This is a genomic window from Streptomyces sp. DG1A-41 (assembly GCF_037055355.1).
Lineage (GTDB): Bacteria > Actinomycetota > Actinomycetes > Streptomycetales > Streptomycetaceae > Streptomyces.
Genome location: NZ_CP146350.1, coordinates 3986860 through 4002023 on the forward strand (window position 1 = coordinate 3986860; position 15164 = coordinate 4002023).

At 71.1% G+C, this 15164-nt stretch carries 15 protein-coding genes and 2 pseudogenes; 6 read left to right on the plus strand and 11 right to left on the minus strand.

Annotated elements, in window-relative coordinates:
* Nucleotides 1–15: 15 nt before the first annotated feature.
* Both V8690_RS18365 and V8690_RS18370 read left to right on the plus strand, forming a co-directional pair.
* Entirely contained in the window at nucleotides 16–807 is a 792-nt protein-coding gene (locus V8690_RS18365; RefSeq protein WP_338780226.1) for an ABC transporter ATP-binding protein, read from the plus strand.
* Nucleotides 804–2396 carry a transporter gene (locus V8690_RS18370; RefSeq protein WP_338780227.1) on the plus strand — a complete coding sequence of 531 codons (1593 nt, stop codon included), beginning with the start codon at nucleotides 804–806 and terminating at the stop codon, nucleotides 2394–2396. The genes V8690_RS18365 and V8690_RS18370 overlap by 4 nt, the downstream gene beginning before the upstream one ends.
* 10 nt (nucleotides 2397–2406) lie before the next feature.
* Here the strand turns inward: V8690_RS18370 and V8690_RS18375 are convergent, their stop codons facing one another.
* Nucleotides 2407–3294: an alpha/beta hydrolase gene (locus tag V8690_RS18375; protein WP_338780229.1), complete on the minus strand. Its 888-nt coding sequence runs from the start codon at nucleotides 3292–3294 to the stop codon at nucleotides 2407–2409.
* Nucleotides 3295–3905: 611 nt separating this feature from the next.
* Nucleotides 3906–4598 carry a metal-dependent transcriptional regulator gene (locus V8690_RS18380; RefSeq protein WP_010035781.1) on the minus strand — a complete coding sequence of 231 codons (693 nt, stop codon included), beginning with the start codon at nucleotides 4596–4598 and terminating at the stop codon, nucleotides 3906–3908.
* Between the two features lie 300 nt (nucleotides 4599–4898).
* Between V8690_RS18380 and V8690_RS18385 the strand changes: the two genes are divergently transcribed.
* Entirely contained in the window at nucleotides 4899–5654 is a 756-nt protein-coding gene (locus tag V8690_RS18385; RefSeq protein WP_338780244.1) for an SIS domain-containing protein, read from the plus strand.
* 7 nt (nucleotides 5655–5661) lie between these two features.
* Here V8690_RS18385 and V8690_RS18390 read toward each other — a convergent pair whose 3' ends face one another.
* The gene (locus V8690_RS18390; protein ID WP_338780246.1) at nucleotides 5662–7059 is read right to left on the minus strand and encodes a PAS domain-containing protein; all 1398 of its coding nucleotides are present in this window, start codon (nucleotides 7057–7059) and stop codon (nucleotides 5662–5664) included.
* A gap of 166 nt (nucleotides 7060–7225) precedes the next feature.
* A pseudogene (locus V8690_RS18395) lies at nucleotides 7226–7390 on the minus strand (RidA family protein); the annotation flags it as partial.
* Nucleotides 7391–7690: 300 nt separating this feature from the next.
* Here V8690_RS18395 and V8690_RS18400 point away from each other — a divergent pair.
* The gene (locus V8690_RS18400; RefSeq protein WP_338780248.1) at nucleotides 7691–8167 is read left to right on the plus strand and encodes a diadenosine tetraphosphate hydrolase; all 477 of its coding nucleotides are present in this window, start codon (nucleotides 7691–7693) and stop codon (nucleotides 8165–8167) included.
* Between the two features lie 51 nt (nucleotides 8168–8218).
* Here the strand turns inward: V8690_RS18400 and V8690_RS18405 are convergent, their stop codons facing one another.
* Entirely contained in the window at nucleotides 8219–9319 is a 1101-nt protein-coding gene (locus V8690_RS18405; protein ID WP_338780250.1) for a citrate synthase 2, read from the minus strand.
* A 286-nt stretch (nucleotides 9320–9605) separates the two neighbouring features.
* Between V8690_RS18405 and pdxH the strand changes: the two genes are divergently transcribed.
* Entirely contained in the window at nucleotides 9606–10274 is a 669-nt protein-coding gene (gene pdxH / locus V8690_RS18410) for a pyridoxamine 5'-phosphate oxidase (RefSeq protein ID WP_338780252.1), read from the plus strand.
* Here pdxH and V8690_RS18415 read toward each other — a convergent pair.
* From V8690_RS18415 to V8690_RS18435, 5 genes and pseudogenes are all read right to left on the minus strand, one after another.
* A complete protein-coding gene (locus tag V8690_RS18415; RefSeq protein ID WP_338780253.1) occupies nucleotides 10271–10891 on the minus strand; it encodes a TetR/AcrR family transcriptional regulator in 621 nt (206 codons plus the stop codon). The two genes, pdxH and V8690_RS18415, sit on opposite strands and share 4 nt — an antisense overlap.
* Complete coding sequence (locus tag V8690_RS18420; RefSeq protein ID WP_338780254.1) at nucleotides 10879–11025, minus strand: hypothetical protein; 147 nt, start codon at nucleotides 11023–11025, stop codon at nucleotides 10879–10881. Before V8690_RS18420 ends, V8690_RS18415 begins: the two co-directional genes overlap by 13 nt.
* Before the next feature lie 61 nt (nucleotides 11026–11086).
* Nucleotides 11087–11225, minus strand: a pseudogene (locus tag V8690_RS18425) (IS5/IS1182 family transposase); the annotation flags it as partial.
* Between the two features lie 132 nt (nucleotides 11226–11357).
* Nucleotides 11358–11543 carry a hypothetical protein gene (locus V8690_RS18430; RefSeq protein ID WP_338780255.1) on the minus strand — a complete coding sequence of 62 codons (186 nt, stop codon included), beginning with the start codon at nucleotides 11541–11543 and terminating at the stop codon, nucleotides 11358–11360.
* A 46-nt stretch (nucleotides 11544–11589) separates the two neighbouring features.
* A complete protein-coding gene (locus tag V8690_RS18435) occupies nucleotides 11590–12153 on the minus strand; it encodes a low molecular weight phosphatase family protein (RefSeq protein ID WP_338780256.1) in 564 nt (187 codons plus the stop codon).
* Nucleotides 12154–13286: 1133 nt separating this feature from the next.
* Here V8690_RS18435 and V8690_RS18440 point away from each other — a divergent pair.
* On the plus strand, nucleotides 13287–14561 hold the full coding sequence (locus V8690_RS18440) for a DUF4012 domain-containing protein (RefSeq protein ID WP_338780257.1): 1275 nt from the start codon (nucleotides 13287–13289) through the stop codon (nucleotides 14559–14561).
* Nucleotides 14562–14622: 61 nt separating this feature from the next.
* Here V8690_RS18440 and V8690_RS18445 read toward each other — a convergent pair whose 3' ends face one another.
* Nucleotides 14623–14967 carry a glycosyltransferase gene (locus tag V8690_RS18445; protein ID WP_338780259.1) on the minus strand — a complete coding sequence of 115 codons (345 nt, stop codon included), beginning with the start codon at nucleotides 14965–14967 and terminating at the stop codon, nucleotides 14623–14625.
* Between the last annotated feature and the right edge of the window lie 197 nt (nucleotides 14968–15164).

Here is a 15164-nt window from a genome sequence, read left to right on the forward strand (position 1 = left end):
ACCGTAGGGTTCTAGGTGACGGAGGGAGATGCGGTGGGTTCCAGCGCTGTGCGTGTACAGGGGCTCTGGAAGCGGTTCGGGCAGCAGGTCGCTGTTGCCGGGGTCGATCTGGAGTTGCCCGCGGGCAAGTTCATCGGGCTTGTCGGGCCGAACGGGGCCGGGAAGACCACCACGTTGTCGATGGTGACGGGGCTGCTCAGGCCCGATCATGGGACCGTCGAGGTGGTGGGGCACGACGTGTGGCGGGACCCCGTCGAGGTGAAGGCGCGGATCGGGGTGCTGCCGGAGGGTCTGCGGTTGTTCGAGCGGCTGTCGGGGCGGGAACTGCTGGCGTACACCGGGAGGTTGCGCGGGCTGCCCGGTGCCGAGGTCGACAAGCGGGCCACGCAGCTCCTCGACGTCCTCGATTTGGCGGGCGCCCAGCACAAGCTCGTCGTCGACTACTCGACCGGCATGCGCAAGAAGATCGGCCTCGCCGCGGCTCTCCTCCACAATCCCGAAGTGCTGTTCCTGGACGAGCCGTTCGAGGGCGTCGATCCCGTCTCCGCCCAGACCATCCGGGGCGTACTGGAGCGGTACACCGCCTCGGGCGCCACGGTCGTGTTCTCTTCCCACGTCATGGAGCTCGTCGAGTCGCTGTGCGACTGGGTGGCCGTCATGGCCGCCGGGCGGATCCGCGCGCACGGGACGCTGGCCGAGGTGCGGGGCGACGCGCCCTCGTTGCAGCGGGCGTTCCTGGAGCTCGTCGGGGCGCAGAGCCGGGACGCCGGGTCCGATCTCGACTGGCTGGGCGGCGGGTCCCGGTGAGCGACTCCACGATCACCCCGGTCTTCGTACGGCTGAAGCTGTCGCTGCTGCGCAACGGGCTGCGGCAGTCCGGTGGGCGGAAGGCCGCCTACATCGCGTCGGCCGTCTTCGCCCTGCTGTTCGCCGCGCTGCAACTGATCGGCCTGATCGCGCTGCGCGGCCATGCGCACGTCGAGTCGCTGGTCGTGCTGGTGGCGGCGGTGCTGGGGCTCGGCTGGGCGGTGATGCCGCTGTTCTTCCCCAGCGGTGACGAAACCCTCGACCCGACCCGGCTGGTGATGCTGCCGCTGCGACCCCGGCCGCTGGTGCGGGCCCTGCTCACCGCCTCCCTGGTGGGCATCGGGCCGCTGTTCACGCTGTGCCTGCTGATCGGCTCCGTGGTGGCGGTGGCCCGGGGCGGGGCGGCGTTCGCGGTGGGCGTCGTCGCGGTCGTCCTGGCGCTGCTGGTGTGCGTGGCGCTCGCGCGGGCCGTCGCCGCCGCCAACGTACGGCTGCTGACCAGCCGCAAGGGGCGCGACCTCGCCGTGCTGAGCGGGCTCGTCATCGCGATCGGCGCGCAGATCGTCAACTTCGGCGCGCAGCGGCTCGGGGCGTCCGGGCTGGGCGAGCTCGACCCGGCGGCGGACGTGCTCCAGTGGGTGCCGCCCGCGTCGGCCATCAGCGCCGTGCACGCGGTGGGCGAGGGGTCGTACGGTCTCGCCGCCGCGCAACTGGCGCTGACCGCGGGCGCGCTGGCCGCGCTGCTCGCGGTGTGGTCCCGGCATCTGACCCGGCTGATGACCTCGCCCGACGGATCGACCCTGCCGGCCGCCGAGTCGGCCGCCCGCGAGCGGACGTCGACCGGGCTCGGGCGGCTGCTGCCCTCCGGCCGTACGGGCACGGTCATGGAGCGCAGCCTGCGGTACGTGTGGCGCGACCCCAAGACCAAGGCGGCCTGGGTGACCTCGCTGGCCATCGGGCTGATCGTGCCGGTGTTCAACGCCTGGCAGGGCACCGGGTCCGTGTACTTCGCCTGCTTCGCCGCCGGGATGCTCGGCATCCAGATGTACAACCAGTTCGGGCAGGACACCTCGGCGTTCTGGATGGTCGCGATGACGATCTCGTCGACCCGTGACGCCTACGTCGAGCTGCGCGCCCGCGCGCTGGCCCTGCTGCTGATCACCCTGCCGTACGCCACGCTCGTCACCGTCGTGACGACCGCCATGCTCGGCGACTGGAAGCGGCTGCCCGAGGCACTGGGGCTGTCCTTCGCGCTGCTCGGCGCGATGCTCGCGACCGGGGCGTGGACGTCCGCCCGCTTCCCCTACTCCATCCCGCAGGAGGGCTACAAGAACGTCGCCCCCGGGCAGACCGGGCTCGCCTGGATCTCCATCTTCGGCGGGATGATCGCCGCCGCCGTGCTGTGCGCGCCCGTCATCGCGCTCACGATCTGGCTGAACGTGAGCGCCGAGGGCGAGGACTGGACGTGGCTGCTGCTGCCGGTGGGCACGGCGTACGCGGCGGCGCTCACGGCCGTGGGACTGCGGCTCGCCGCTCCGCAGACGGCTCGGCGTCTGCCGGAGATCCTGACGGCGGTCAGCAAGGGGTGACCGCCAGGCGTCAGTCGCTTGCGAGGGCGTCCAGGAACGGTTCGATCGCCGCGCGCCAGGCCTCCGGCTGGTCGTAGTGGACCAGGTGGCCGGCGTCGGCCACCTCCGCGTACTGGCCGCGCGGCAGGACGCGGACCATCTCCTGGGCCTCGGCCCGGCCGAGCTCGCCGTCGAGACCGCGCACCACCAGGGCGGGGCACCGGACCTGGGCCAGCTCCTCCCAGTGCGCGTCGTACACCCACGTCTCGCGGGAGCGGAGCATCTGCTCCGGATCGAAGACCGGACGCCAGCCGTCCGGGGACTCGGCCATCACCTCGGCGTAGAACTCGCCTCGGGCCGGGTTGGGCCGCTCCACCCAGGGGTCGTCCTCGCCGAACCACTTGCGGACGTCGGCGAGCGTGGCGAACGGCAGCGGCCAGGACTTGAACCACTGGTCCCACTCGCGCTGCGAGGCGGCACCCAGCGCGGAGGCCCGCATGTCGCAGATGATCAGGCCACGGACCAGATCGGGGCGCTTGGCGGCGAGCTGCCAGGCGGTCAGCGCGCCCATGGCGTGGCCGATGAGGACGACCGGGGCGAGGCCGAGCTGCTCGAGAGCGGCCTCGGCGTCGTCGACGTAGGCGTCACGGGTGAAGGAGCCCTGCGAGGGCTTGTCGCTGCGGCCGTGGCCGCGCTGGTCGAGGGCGACCGCCCGGTACCGGCCGGAGAGCCAGCGGGCGGTGGACGCCCAGTGCGAGGCGCGGCCCATGAGGCCGTGCAATAACAGCACGCCCGGGGAGCCGTCCGGCACGTCCCGCGCCGGACCGGATCCGGCCGGATCGATCTTGGGCGGGTCGCCGAACTCCCAGGCCGCGAGGCGTACGCCGCCCGTCCCGGTCACGTCGATGCGTCGCGCCATGTCCTGGCACCCCCCAAGCTCCGCGCGGACCGTGGCCGTCTCGGGCCGGTCGGTCCTGTGAACCGTGTTCTGCCTGCTGTGCCTTGTTGCCGTTCCTTGTGGTTCCTGTCGGCGTGCACATCCCTGTAGCGCACATTCCGGTTGGTTCGTCACCGGCAGGTTATCGAATGAGTATTCGAAGATGCCGTTCTCGCGGGCAACACCCCTCGTTCGAGTGACCGCCCTCAAGGGTTGATCGCCCCGACCGGGGGGAGATCTTCAACGGGAGGCGGACCGCTCGGGGAAACCGGTCCGAGGGGAATGACCCTGAGAGCTCGGGGCTCCGGGTCAGCACAGGGGAGGACAGGCCCCGGCGCCACACGGCGCCGGGGCCCTCCACATCTCCACGGCACATCCTTCCGCCCCCCTCCCCGGCCGGGCGACATCGCTGCCGGGCCGCGGCCAAGAGCCCTCAGGTCATATGCCTCACGCGACAGCGTCGCACGGGAAGCGTGCGAGCGCTGCCATTCGACGGACTGAATCCTGGATGCGACGGGATCACGCCAATACCACAACCGCCCCACACGCAACGGAAGTTGGCGACCACCCCGGGACCAGGCCCCCGGCTGGGCTCAGGGCTTGGCGACGAACACGTGGGACGCGACGTCCGACTCCAGCTCGGCCGCCTCGCCACCGCTGCCGACCAGCACACCGCCCGCCGACTCCGTCACACTCACCACCGAGCCGGGCTGCACGCCCGCCCGCCGCAGCGTGTACATCAGCTGCGCGTCCGTCTGGATCGGCTCGCCGATCCGGCGCACCACGACCGTCTTGCCCTCGGCGCCCGGGTCGAGACTGGCCAGCGACACCATGCCCTCGTCCAGGAACGGGTCGGCGCCGTCCTTCTCGCCGAGCTCCTCCAGACCCGGGATCGGGTTGCCGTACGGCGACTCCGTCGGGTGCCGCAGCAGCTCCAGGACGCGGCGCTCCACGGCCTCGCTCATGACGTGCTCCCAGCGGCACGCCTCGGCGTGAACCTGCTCCCACTCCAGACCGATCACGTCGACGAGCAGACACTCGGCGAGCCGGTGCTTGCGCATCACGCGCGTGGCGAGACGACGGCCCTCGTCGGTGAGCTCCAGGTGCCGGTCGCTGGCGACGGACACCAGGCCGTCGCGCTCCATCCGCGCCACGGTCTGGCTGACCGTCGGCCCGCTCTGGTCCAGCCGCTCGGCGATACGGGCGCGCATGGGGACCACACCCTCTTCCTCCAGCTCGAGGATGGTGCGGAGATACATCTCCGTGGTGTCGATCAGTCCGGACATACGTGCCCCTCGAATGAGATCTGCCGGAGGCTGGACGGCTCACCGGCGTGTGCGCTGGCCCTGCACCCAATTCTGCCGGATACCACCGACAACCGTGCCGCGGGAGGAAAAGCGGGGGTTATCCGGTCCCGCGGAGGGGTACGACGAGCTTTTCACAGCCGTACGGAGCACTCACACGGCTCCGCCGGAGCGTGCTCCCTGCCCTACGGAGCTTCTCACGGCCGTATTGACACCGCACTGGTCCAGACCGCACCGTGATGCGCGACACTCGCCCGCGAGGCCAGCCTGAAGGGACCCCGTATGAGCGACCGCGCGCCCGCCGGTCAGTTCCTCGACGCCGCGATCGGCCTGCTGCGGCGGGTCCGCGACGAGGAAGCCGACAGCATCGCGGCGGCCGGGACGCTCCTCGCCGACACCGTCGAGAACGGCGGCCGCCTCTTCGCCTTCGGCGCGGGGCACTCCTCCCTCGCCGCGCAGGACCTCGTCTACCGCGCAGGCGGTCTCGCCCTCATGAACCTGCTCGCCGTGCCGGGCGTCGTAGGCGTCGACGTCATGCCCGCACCGCTCGGCTCCGCCCTGGAACGCGTCGACGGCCTCGCGAGCGCCGTCCTGGACTGCTCCCCGCTCCGCGAGGGCGACGCCCTGCTGATCATCTCCCTCTCGGGGCGCAACGCCCTCCCCGTGGAGATGGCCATGAACGCGCGCGCCCTGGGCGTCAAGGTCATCGGCGTGACCTCGGTGGCGTACGCCTCCGGGACGAAGTCCCGGCACGCCTCGGGGACGTACCTCAAGGACCACTGCGACCTCGTCCTCGACTCGAAGATCGCGGTCGGCGACGCGGAACTCACCCACGACGACGTGCCCGCCCCCTTCGCCCCCGCCTCCACGGTCGTCACCTCCGCCCTCCTCCAGGCCGTCATGGCGACGACGGCCGCCACGCTCGCCGACCGAGGCGTCGAACCCCCGCTCCTGCGCTCCGGGAACGTCGACGGAGGCCACGACTGGAACGGGCGGGTGATGGAGCGGTACCGGGACCGGATCTTCTACCGGCACTGACAGTCGCTCACTCCTCGTCCGACAACCCCGCGAGATCCAGCGCCGCGGCGATCCGTACCGCCACGTCCTCCGCGTACACCGCGTCGGACCGCTCGAAGGCCCCGCGCCCACCGCCCCGCAGGAACGTCACGACCCCCAGCGTCCGCCCCCTGCTGCGCAGCACCGCGCACAGGGCGTGCACGGCGTCCGGCTGCCACTGGCGGGCCAGGGCCCACTCCCGGGCCTGCTCGGACGAGACCGCGCCCGCGCTCGCCCGCAGCGCGCCGACCCGCTCCACGCACTGCAAGGCCGGATGCCCCTCGGCGTACCGCACGGGCAGCCCCGCGCGGTCGGCGAGCTTGCTCGGCCCCGGCGCCCCGGAGGGCGTCGCCGCGACCCGCACCAGCCGAACCGGCCCCTCGGTCTCCGCGTCGGTGAGCGCACCCCCGGCCACCCGGTCGATCAGGGCGTGGTCGGCGAAACCGGCCAGGGCGAAGTCCAGATGGATCGTCGCGGCCTCCGCCGGATCCTCGCACTCGGCGGCGGCCCGCGACGCCCGGTGCAGCTGCTGCGTACGGAACCGCAGCAGCGACGCCTCATGCTCGGCCCGCTTGGCCTCCGTCACGTCCTGGAACAGCCAGCCCACACCCAGCGGAACCGGCTCCTCCGCGAGCGGCGAGGCCAACCGCAGGAAACCGCTGCGCCAGCACCGCCGCCGCTCCCCCTCCGGCGTACGCACCGTCACCCACACCTCGGCGGGCGCGGGCGGCGCACCCTCCGCCAGCACATGCTGGAGCGCGCTCTCCAGCTCCTCCACGCCCTGCGCGAGCAGCTCCCCGAGCGGCCGGCCGAGCACGGACGTACGCCCCGTGCCCAGCGCCCGGGCCGCGTGCGCGTTCACCACCGCGGGCCGCAGGTCGACGTCCACGAGCACGACACCCCAGCTGGCGTCCTCGAACAGCGCCTCGCTCAACGCGATCGACCGCTCCAGATCGATCTGCGCGTGCACCTCGCTGAAGGCGCAGTACACACCGGCGGGCTTTCCGTCCGGGCCCCGCACCGCCGCCGACTGCGTCCGTACGAGCACCCGCCCGCCGTCCTTCGTCAGCAACGCGAACTCGTGCACCTGGCGCCCCGGCGCGTGCATCGCGGACAGCAGCCGCCCCTCGACCTCCTCGGCGTCCGCGCTGCGCACGGCCCACCCGGCCAGGCCCCGCCGCCCCACGGCCTCGTCCGCGCTCCACCCCAGGATCCGCTCGGCCTCGCGGTTCCAGTGCGTCACGACCCCGTCGGCGTCGAAGGCACACAGCGCCGCGTCCATGCCGTCCAGCAGCGCGGCAAGCAGATCCGAACCATCCGAACCATCCCGCTCGGGCTCGTCGGGCCCCAGCTCGTCGGTGGTCCCACTACGCCGGGAAGCACTCACCTGGACCCCCTGCAGGCTGCGTCCGCCGTACGGCACGTCGGTTCGCTACTTGCAATCATTCAACTGGAGCGTGACCCAGCACACACCGAGTTCCCACAACATTGCAGGAATCGTTGTACGGCGGCGATCCCCACGTCAACGCCCGGAGGACGGCCTGCCCACGCACTCAGTCGATCAACGACAAGGCCCCAGTACCACTCCCGCGCCGCGCGTACACCTCGATCTCGATCTCCGTCCGGGGATCCGCGAGGCCGCACACCAACGTCGTCGCGGGCGGCCGCACCTCACCGAAGCACTTCCGCAGCACGCGCCAGCACGGTTCGAAGTCCTCGTGTCCGAGTGGTCGAACCCGGTCGTGCCCGAAAAACGGTTGATCCGAGGCGGACCGTTTCCTAGGGTTTCACGTACACGAGAGAGGAGGTGGTTCGGCAGATGTATGAGAACCGGACGCGTGAGGTGGCTGCGGGCTAGCGGCCCGACACCACACACAGTGCGGTGCCGGACCAGCACGTGCGCGAAGCGTGCAGCCGGCCCAATCTCCAGCAGTCACCCGACCCGCGAGCCGCCGGTACGTCCGGCCGGCCCTCCTCCGGAGGACCAGGCTCGCGGGTCGTCTGCGTTTCGGGGGGCGATGGCGGTGGATGAGTGGCGCGACGATCGGATCGGCAGCGCTCTGCGGGGCGACAATCCGGCCGTGATGCGGAGACTGGACGCCGGGTTCGCGGTGATCGGCGATGCGCAGTTCCTGCCCGGCTACTCGGTGTTGCTGACCGATGATCCCGTGGTGGAGCGGCTGTCGGAGCTGCCGCGGAGCAGGCGGCTGGCGTTTTTGGGGGACATGGAACGGCTGGGTGAAGCCGTCGAGCGGGCCTGTCGGCGAGTGGAGTCGGGGTTCCGGCGGGTCAATCTGGAGATTCTCGGGAACGCCGACGGGTTCCTGCATGCGCATGTGTGGCCGCGGTACGAGTGGGAGCCCGAGGATCTCGTACGACTGCCCGTGTGGCTCTATCCGCGGGAGATGTGGAGCGAGGAGCGGTATGCGCTCGGGGCGCGGCACGCCCCGTTGCGGGAGGCGATCGGTGAGGAGCTGGATCGGCTCACGGGGTGAGACGTGCCGACGGCCTCACCCGGAGCCGGGTGAGGCCGTGTGGGAGCCCGATCAGTGGACGATGTCCTCGTAGCCCTCGATCTCGCGGGGGTCGCGGGAGCCGGGGCCCGTGTAGCGGGCCGAGGGGCGGACCAGGCGGCCCGTGCGCTTCTGTTCGAGGATGTGGGCGGACCAGCCGGCCGTGCGGGCGCAGGTGAACATGGACGTGAACATGTGGGCCGGGACCTCGGCGAAGTCCAGGACGATGGCTGCCCAGAACTCGACGTTGGTGGCCAGGACCCGGTCGGGGCGGCGGGCGTGGAGTTCCGCCAGGGCCGCCTTCTCCAGGGCCTCGGCGACCTCGAAGCGGGGGGCTCCCAGATCGCGGGCCGTGCGGCGCAGGACCCTCGCCCTCGGGTCCTCGGCGCGGTAGACGCGGTGGCCGAAGCCCATGAGGCGCTCGCCCTTGTCGAGGGTCTGCTTGACGTAGGCCTCGGCGTCGCCCGTGCGCTCGATCTCCTCGATCATGTGGAGGACGCGGGAGGGGGCGCCTCCGTGGAGGGGGCCCGACATCGCGCCCACCGCGCCGGAGAGCGCGGCCGCGACGTCCGCACCGGTCGACGCGATGACCCTCGCCGTGAACGTGGACGCGTTCATGCCGTGTTCCGCGGCGCTCGTCCAGTACGCGTCCACCGCCGCCACGTGCCTGGGGTCCGGCTCGCCGCGCCAGCGGATCATGAAGCGCTCGACGACGGAGTGGGCCTTGTCGATCTCGCGCTGCGGAACCATCGGCAGGCCCTGGCCGCGGGCCGACTGGGCGACGTAGGACAGGGCCATGACGGCCGCCCGGGCCAGGTCCTCGCGGGCCTGTTCGGCGTCGATGTCCAGGAGGGGTTTCAGGCCCCAGACGGGCGCGAGCATGGCCAGGGCCGACTGGACGTCGACGCGGATGTCGCCGGAGTGGACGGGGATGGGGAATGGCTCGGCGGGCGGCAGGCCGGGGTTGAAGGCGCCGTCGACGAGCAGGCCCCAGACGTTGCCGAAGGAGACGTGCCCGACCAGGTCCTCGATGTCGACGCCCCGATAACGCAGGGCGCCGCCCTCCTTGTCCGGCTCGGCGATCTCCGTCTCGAACGCGACGACTCCCTCGAGCCCGGGTACGAAGTCGGACATCAGGCGGCTCCTCGTGATGTAAGTGACAGATGGTGTGCTGTGGGGTGGGACGAACGAACCATGTGTCAGTCAGCTTGCGAAGCGGGCGGCCGTCCAGAGGATCCACGGTCGTGTGCGGCGACTCGCGGTCCTGGCCGGTCTCCCCCTGTGATGCCCCGTGCGGCTGGCGGTCACCCAACCGGAACGGCACGGAAACGATATCCCCGAGTGCCACCGTTGGGGAGGGTTCACGGCACTCAGTGCCACTCAGTGACGAAGGACACCGTCCATACGGCAAGATGACCGGGTGACCGACCGCGACGCCGTCCCCTTCGACCTGGCCTCGATGCGCAAGCAGTACCGAGCCGAGGGCCTCTCCGAGAACGAGCTGGCCGCCACCCCCGTCGAGCAGTTCGCGCGCTGGTTCAAACAGGCCGCGACGGACGGCGGGCTGTTCGAGCCGAACGCCATGATCGTCTCGACGGCCGACGCCGAGGGGCGGCCCAGCTCCCGCACGGTGCTGCTGAAGCACTTCGACGAGCAGGGCTTCGTCTTCTACACGAACTACGACTCCCGCAAGGCACGTGACCTGGCGGAGAACCCGTACGTCTCCCTGCTGTTCCCCTGGCATCCGATGGCCCGGCAGGTCATCGTGACCGGGGTCGCGCGGCGCACCGGGCGGGACGAGACGGCCGCGTACTTCCGGACCCGCCCGCACGGCTCCCAGCTCGGCGCGTGGGCCAGCGCGCAGTCCTCGGTGATCGCCACCCGCGCCGACATCGACGGGGCGTACGCCGAACTGGCCGCCCGCTATCCCGAGGGCGAGCAGGTACCCGTACCGCCGAACTGGGGCGGCTTCCGGGTGGCCCCGCAGACGGTGGAGTTCTGGCAGGGCCGCGAGAACCGGCTGCACGACCGGTTGCGGTACGTGGAGCGGGCCGACGGCAGCTGGCACGTGGAGCGGCTCAGTCCCTAACGGCTGCTGCCCAGCGTCTCCTCCAGCAGTCCCGCCCACTGGTCGACCACGCGTTTCCGGCGCGCCGTGTCGTCCGTGAGGAGGTTGGCCAGGCCCAGGCCGCGGGCCATGTCGAGCAGGCCCTGGACGGTTTCGCGGACACCGGGGACGGATTCGTCGGCGGCCAGGAGGTCGACGGCTATGCGGTGGGTCTCGCGGCCCACGCGGGATTCGAGTTCGGTGACGCGGGGGCGGAGCTGGTCCTCGTCGGAGGCTGCCACCCAGAGGTGGAGGGCAGCGCGGAACAGCGGTCCCGTGTAGAGGTCGACCAGGGCGGCGACGACCGCGTGGCGGTCTCCGGCCGCGCCCTCGGGGAACAGGGCGCGCAGGGCCGTGGAGCGTTCCTCGGCGACGTACTCGACGGCCGCCGTGAAGAGGTCCTCCCGGGTCGGGAAGTGGTGCTGGGCGGCGCCGCGGGAGACGCCGGCGCGTTCGGCGACGACGGAGACCGTGGAACCGGCCCAGCCGTGTTCGGCGAGGCAGGCCACGGCCGCTTCCAGGAGCCGCTGCCGGGTGGCCCGGCTGCGGTCCTGCTTGGGGACTCGCTCCGGCCGGTCGACCGTGCTCACACCGCCCATGTCCTTACACCACCCATGCCGGAATCCCGTCGTGCGAGGAGGGCCGTCATCCCCTCGCGGACCTGCGGGGAGGGGAACGGCCGGGCCGACAGCGCGGTCAGGCCGGCCGCGTCCCGGTCGAAGACCTCCAGCACCCTAACCGTGAGAGGGCGTTTGATGTAGGCGGATTGTCCCGCTTATTTCCTAGTAGGTTCCTCACCAGGTGGGTGTGGTCTCGTCCGTGATGAGCTTGGCGAAGTTGTCGAAGAAGGCGATGTGAATCAGGCTTCGGAGCTGGCGGGCAGCATCTCGTAGCCGCGGGCGAGGCGGCGTGCATCATGATCCATCCGATACTGGCTGCCGGCTGCTCTGAGATGGGCGTCCCGCTTGAGCCGGCTCGCTTCTTGGCCATACCCCTCGGCCCCCGCGACGGCAACGATCTGCGCCTTGCCGACTGGCAGGACAGCACCCGGGTTGCCGGCCTGCCTCACCTGCACTCCTCGCCCGCGGCCTGTAGCAGGAACTGGACGCGGTCACCGCAGCCCTCACTCGCCCTGATCACAACGGCGGTGCCGAAGGCGTCGATCACCAGGACGAGCTGATCAAGCGCCAGATGTATGGCACAGCCGGCCTTCCCCTCCCCCGCCACCGCATCCTCCTCTGACGAGGTCACCGGCAGCGGCCACCAGGCAGGACTCGGCGCATGCTCGCCTGGACCGCTATCCGGTCCGCATGGCAGAGGCGATCTGTCCCACCACCTCGTCGATCTGGGCCAGGCACTGATGTACATGTTCTGCAGGAGCGCCAAGAGGGTCCATCACGTCGATCTCACCGGTGTGCGCCGGCATGACACCGCGGCGAGCGGCCGCGCCCTTGACGAGGGCCGGAAACCGTGCGGCGGTATCCACCACACCTGCGGCGTCCTCTGGTCGCACCAGCTGAGCGAATTCCCGGGCGGTGAATGCACGGGACAACGCGCGCACAGGGGACAGCCGCACAGCGGCCTCACGATGCTCCGTGGCAGCGCCCAGCACCAGGTCCGCGTTCTCCACCATCTCCTTGGTCAGGCGGCGGGAACCCGTCCCGCAGGGCTGCACGCCACGGCCGAGGAGGAAGGAGGCAACAGCAGCCGCCATGGGCGTGCCCTCAACGGCACCGGTTCCCGCGCTGCTCAGATGGAGCATACGCCGATGCTCGAACAGCCGATGCCTGAGCAGGCACTCGGCAAGCGGAGAGCGATAGACGTTGCCGGTGCACACCACGAGTACGCGGAACGGGGGCATACACACTCCAGAGGGACCGCCGGCGGGACTTCAAAGCCTTTCGTCCACAGCAGCGGTTGGTGCCCTGGGCATCGGAGATCTCAACACCATCGCGCCGAAGCCGCCCGGCGAACCGCTGGCGAGAACATCGGCACAGAATAACCAATCGGAATGTGCACGTTGGCAGCGTCGCCCCTCGTGTCGGGACAGCGGGCCCCCTGGGTTATGCGGTGATTCCGGTGGTCCAGAAAACCGGCGGCGATCCGGCGATCGGCATACGCCATACAGTGCCTTATCTCCTGGACATGCTTAGCAAGCACTGTTCGTCGCTGTTCATGGACGTACCGTCCTCACGTGGCCTCCACGCTCACGGCAGCCTCCGCTGTTCCGCTCGTGATCGCAGTCGTAGGGGCGTCCTGTTCACCTCCAGCCGTATTCGCCCGAGCCCCCACCTGACCGCACCGCACCGCACCGCCGACGGAGGCGGCACCGTGAAGGGGATCGCCAGCGCTAAGAGTTCACTGGAAAAGGACGGTGACGTCAGCCCCATGGCTGAAGAATCACGGATCACTGATTCATTCATGCGCTTGCGACGGCGCCTCAAGCTCCCCGGAAGTGCAGGGCGGTCCGTACTCGCCGAATCGCGCCGCTTCCCGAGGCCTCGGGCCCGGCAGGTCCTGTGGGCCGCCGCCCTCCTGTGCCTCGCCGGGATGGCTTGGATCATGGCCACCGGCCTGCTTGTCCGGGCGGAGCTCATGGCTGCTCAGCGGTCGCTGGAGACGCTTCGGTCTGCGGCCATGGGGGCCGCGGGGACCGCAGACCCGGCCGCGGGGGCCGCAGCACGAGAGGCGGCGATGCGTTCCGCGGCGGCACACGCCGCCCGGGCGCATCGCCTCACCAGCGGACCGGCCTGGTACCTCCTCGCGCACACCCCGTACGTCGGTCGGCCCGCAGAAACAGTTCGCGGCATCACGAAGGCCGCCGACCGGTTGACTCACGATGTACTTCCGCCGGTCGTGGACGTCGCTTCGCACGTCGCGCGTGACTCCCGTGGAGGAGGCTTCGCAGCCCTGCTGCCCGCCTTGGGCAGCCAGGCTCCGGCTCTGGAACGGGCGGCGAGTGTCGCCGCAGAGACGCGCGCGGAGGTCCGACAAATGCCCGGCAGCACATGGCCCCAGGCGGTCGGTCACGCACACACGCAACTCGTCCGGCTGCTCGACCGGATCGTGCCCGCCACGGCAGATGCCGCAGTGGCCGCCCGGGTACTGCCGCCGGTGCTGGGACAGCACAGCCCTCGGCGGTACTTCGTCGTCGTGCAGAACACGGCGGAAGTCCGTGGCACCGGCGGCATGCCCGGGGCCTTCGCCGTGCTCACCGCCGACCGGGGACAACTGGACTTCGAGGCCCTCGGCAACGACGACGCGGTAACGGGCGCGAACCCCAAGGTCGATCTGGGAGCCGAGTTCACCGCTCGCTACGGCCGGGCCCAGCCCACCCGGTACTGGGCCAACTCCAACCTCAGCCCACACTTCCCCCACGCCGCCCGTATCTGGGCGGCAACCTGGCACCAGCGCAGCGGTCGGCAGGTGGACGGGGTCGTAGGCCTGGACCCCACCGTTCTGTCCCGACTGCTCAGCGTGACAGGTCCGGGACGACTGGCCGACGGCACGCAGCTCACCGCCGGCAATGTGCTGGATCTTGCGGAACGCACCGGCTACGCGCGCTACCCCGACGACGCGCAGCGCAAGGCGTTCCTCCTGGATGTGGCGCGCACGGCGACCGGCAGCCTGGTGAACGCCCTCCAGGACCCGCGGCGGCTCGCCGGACTGGTCAGGGCCGCTTATGGCGAGGCGGCCGAGGGACGGCTGAAGATGTGGAGTGCCCGGGAGGACGAGCAGCGTCTTCTGGCCACCCGGCCCTGGGGCGGCACGTTTCCCGACGATCCCGGTCCCTTCGCCGGACTCGTCATCAACAACGCCGCCGGCGGGAAGCTCGACTACTACCTCGAGCGGGAGCTGAGCTGGACCCCGGGCCGCTGCACGTCTCGTGGCCGGCTCGTCACCGCACGGATCACGCTCAGGAACGCGGCTCCGACGTCAGGACTTCCCGCGTACGTCACCCAGCGGGGCGACAAGCCGCCGTACAAGACCCGGCCGGGCGACAATCGGCTGCTGGTCTCCTACTACGCCAGCGTCGGCGCACACCTCACCGGCGCGTCCCTCGACGGTCGGCCCACCAACGTGGGAAGTGGCGTGGAGCGACGGCACCCGGTCTACACGCTGGATGTGGAACTGCCCGCGCAAGGCGCCCGGATCCTCACGCTCGACCTGGTCGAGCCGATCAGCGACCGCGAACCCGTACTCTGGCGCCAGCCGCTGGTCACACCGCTGCGGGCGCATGTGGGGTCCTACCCGGCGTGCGGCGACTGAGGGCGGCACACCAGCGGGTCAGGGACGAAACCTGAAGGGGTCAGCCGACCTGCGCCGCTCTTCAGGCTGCTGCTGCCCGCCGCCTGCGAGCCCCGTCCGCCAAGGCCGCGTAGACGTCGTCGAACCATTCGGCGGTGGTGGCCACGTCCACCGAAGAGGTGTCGGCCAGCGCTCCGGCGGAGAGCGCCGCGTGCACCTCGGGACGCATGGCGCGCAGGACGGCCTCGGCCAGCCGTTGCGGGGACCCGGGCTGGACGAGGACGCCGTTGTCACCGTCGCGGACCAGGTCGGGGATGCCTCCGATCGCCGGGGCCACCACGGGCACGCCGGACGCGATGGCCTCCATGACCACCACGGGCATCGCTTCGTGGTGCGACGACAGCACCAGGGCGTCGGCCGCCGCCACCAGCCGGCCTGCCGCACCCGACCCAGGTAGCGCACCCGGTCGCCCAGCCCCCGTCGGTCGATGTCCGCGAGCACCTGTTCTCGCAGTGGCCCGTCCCCGGCGAGGACGAACAGCGCGTCAGGACGCCGGCTCAGCACCACTTCGGCCGCATCGAGCATCATCGGGTGGTTCTTCACCGGGCGGAAGTTCGCGACGAA

Excerpts from the sequence above, each read along its gene's own strand:
- V8690_RS18405 (WP_338780250.1), bottom strand. The coding sequence starts at position 9,319 with ATGTCCGACTTCGTACCCGGGCTCGAGGGAGTCGTCGCGTTCGAGACG.
- V8690_RS18415 (WP_338780253.1), bottom strand. The coding sequence starts at position 10,891 with ATGGGCGGTGTGAGCACGGTCGACCGGCCGGAGCGAGTCCCCAAGCAG.
- V8690_RS18440 (WP_338780257.1), top strand. The coding sequence starts at position 13,287 with ATGCCCGGCAGCACATGGCCCCAGGCGGTCGGTCACGCACACACGCAA.
- V8690_RS18400 (WP_338780248.1), top strand. The coding sequence starts at position 7,691 with ATGGCGGTGGATGAGTGGCGCGACGATCGGATCGGCAGCGCTCTGCGG.
- V8690_RS18375 (WP_338780229.1), bottom strand. The coding sequence starts at position 3,294 with ATGGCGCGACGCATCGACGTGACCGGGACGGGCGGCGTACGCCTCGCG.
- V8690_RS18380 (WP_010035781.1), bottom strand. The coding sequence starts at position 4,598 with ATGTCCGGACTGATCGACACCACGGAGATGTATCTCCGCACCATCCTC.
- V8690_RS18385 (WP_338780244.1), top strand. The coding sequence starts at position 4,899 with ATGAGCGACCGCGCGCCCGCCGGTCAGTTCCTCGACGCCGCGATCGGC.
- V8690_RS18435 (WP_338780256.1), bottom strand. The coding sequence starts at position 12,153 with ATGCCCCCGTTCCGCGTACTCGTGGTGTGCACCGGCAACGTCTATCGC.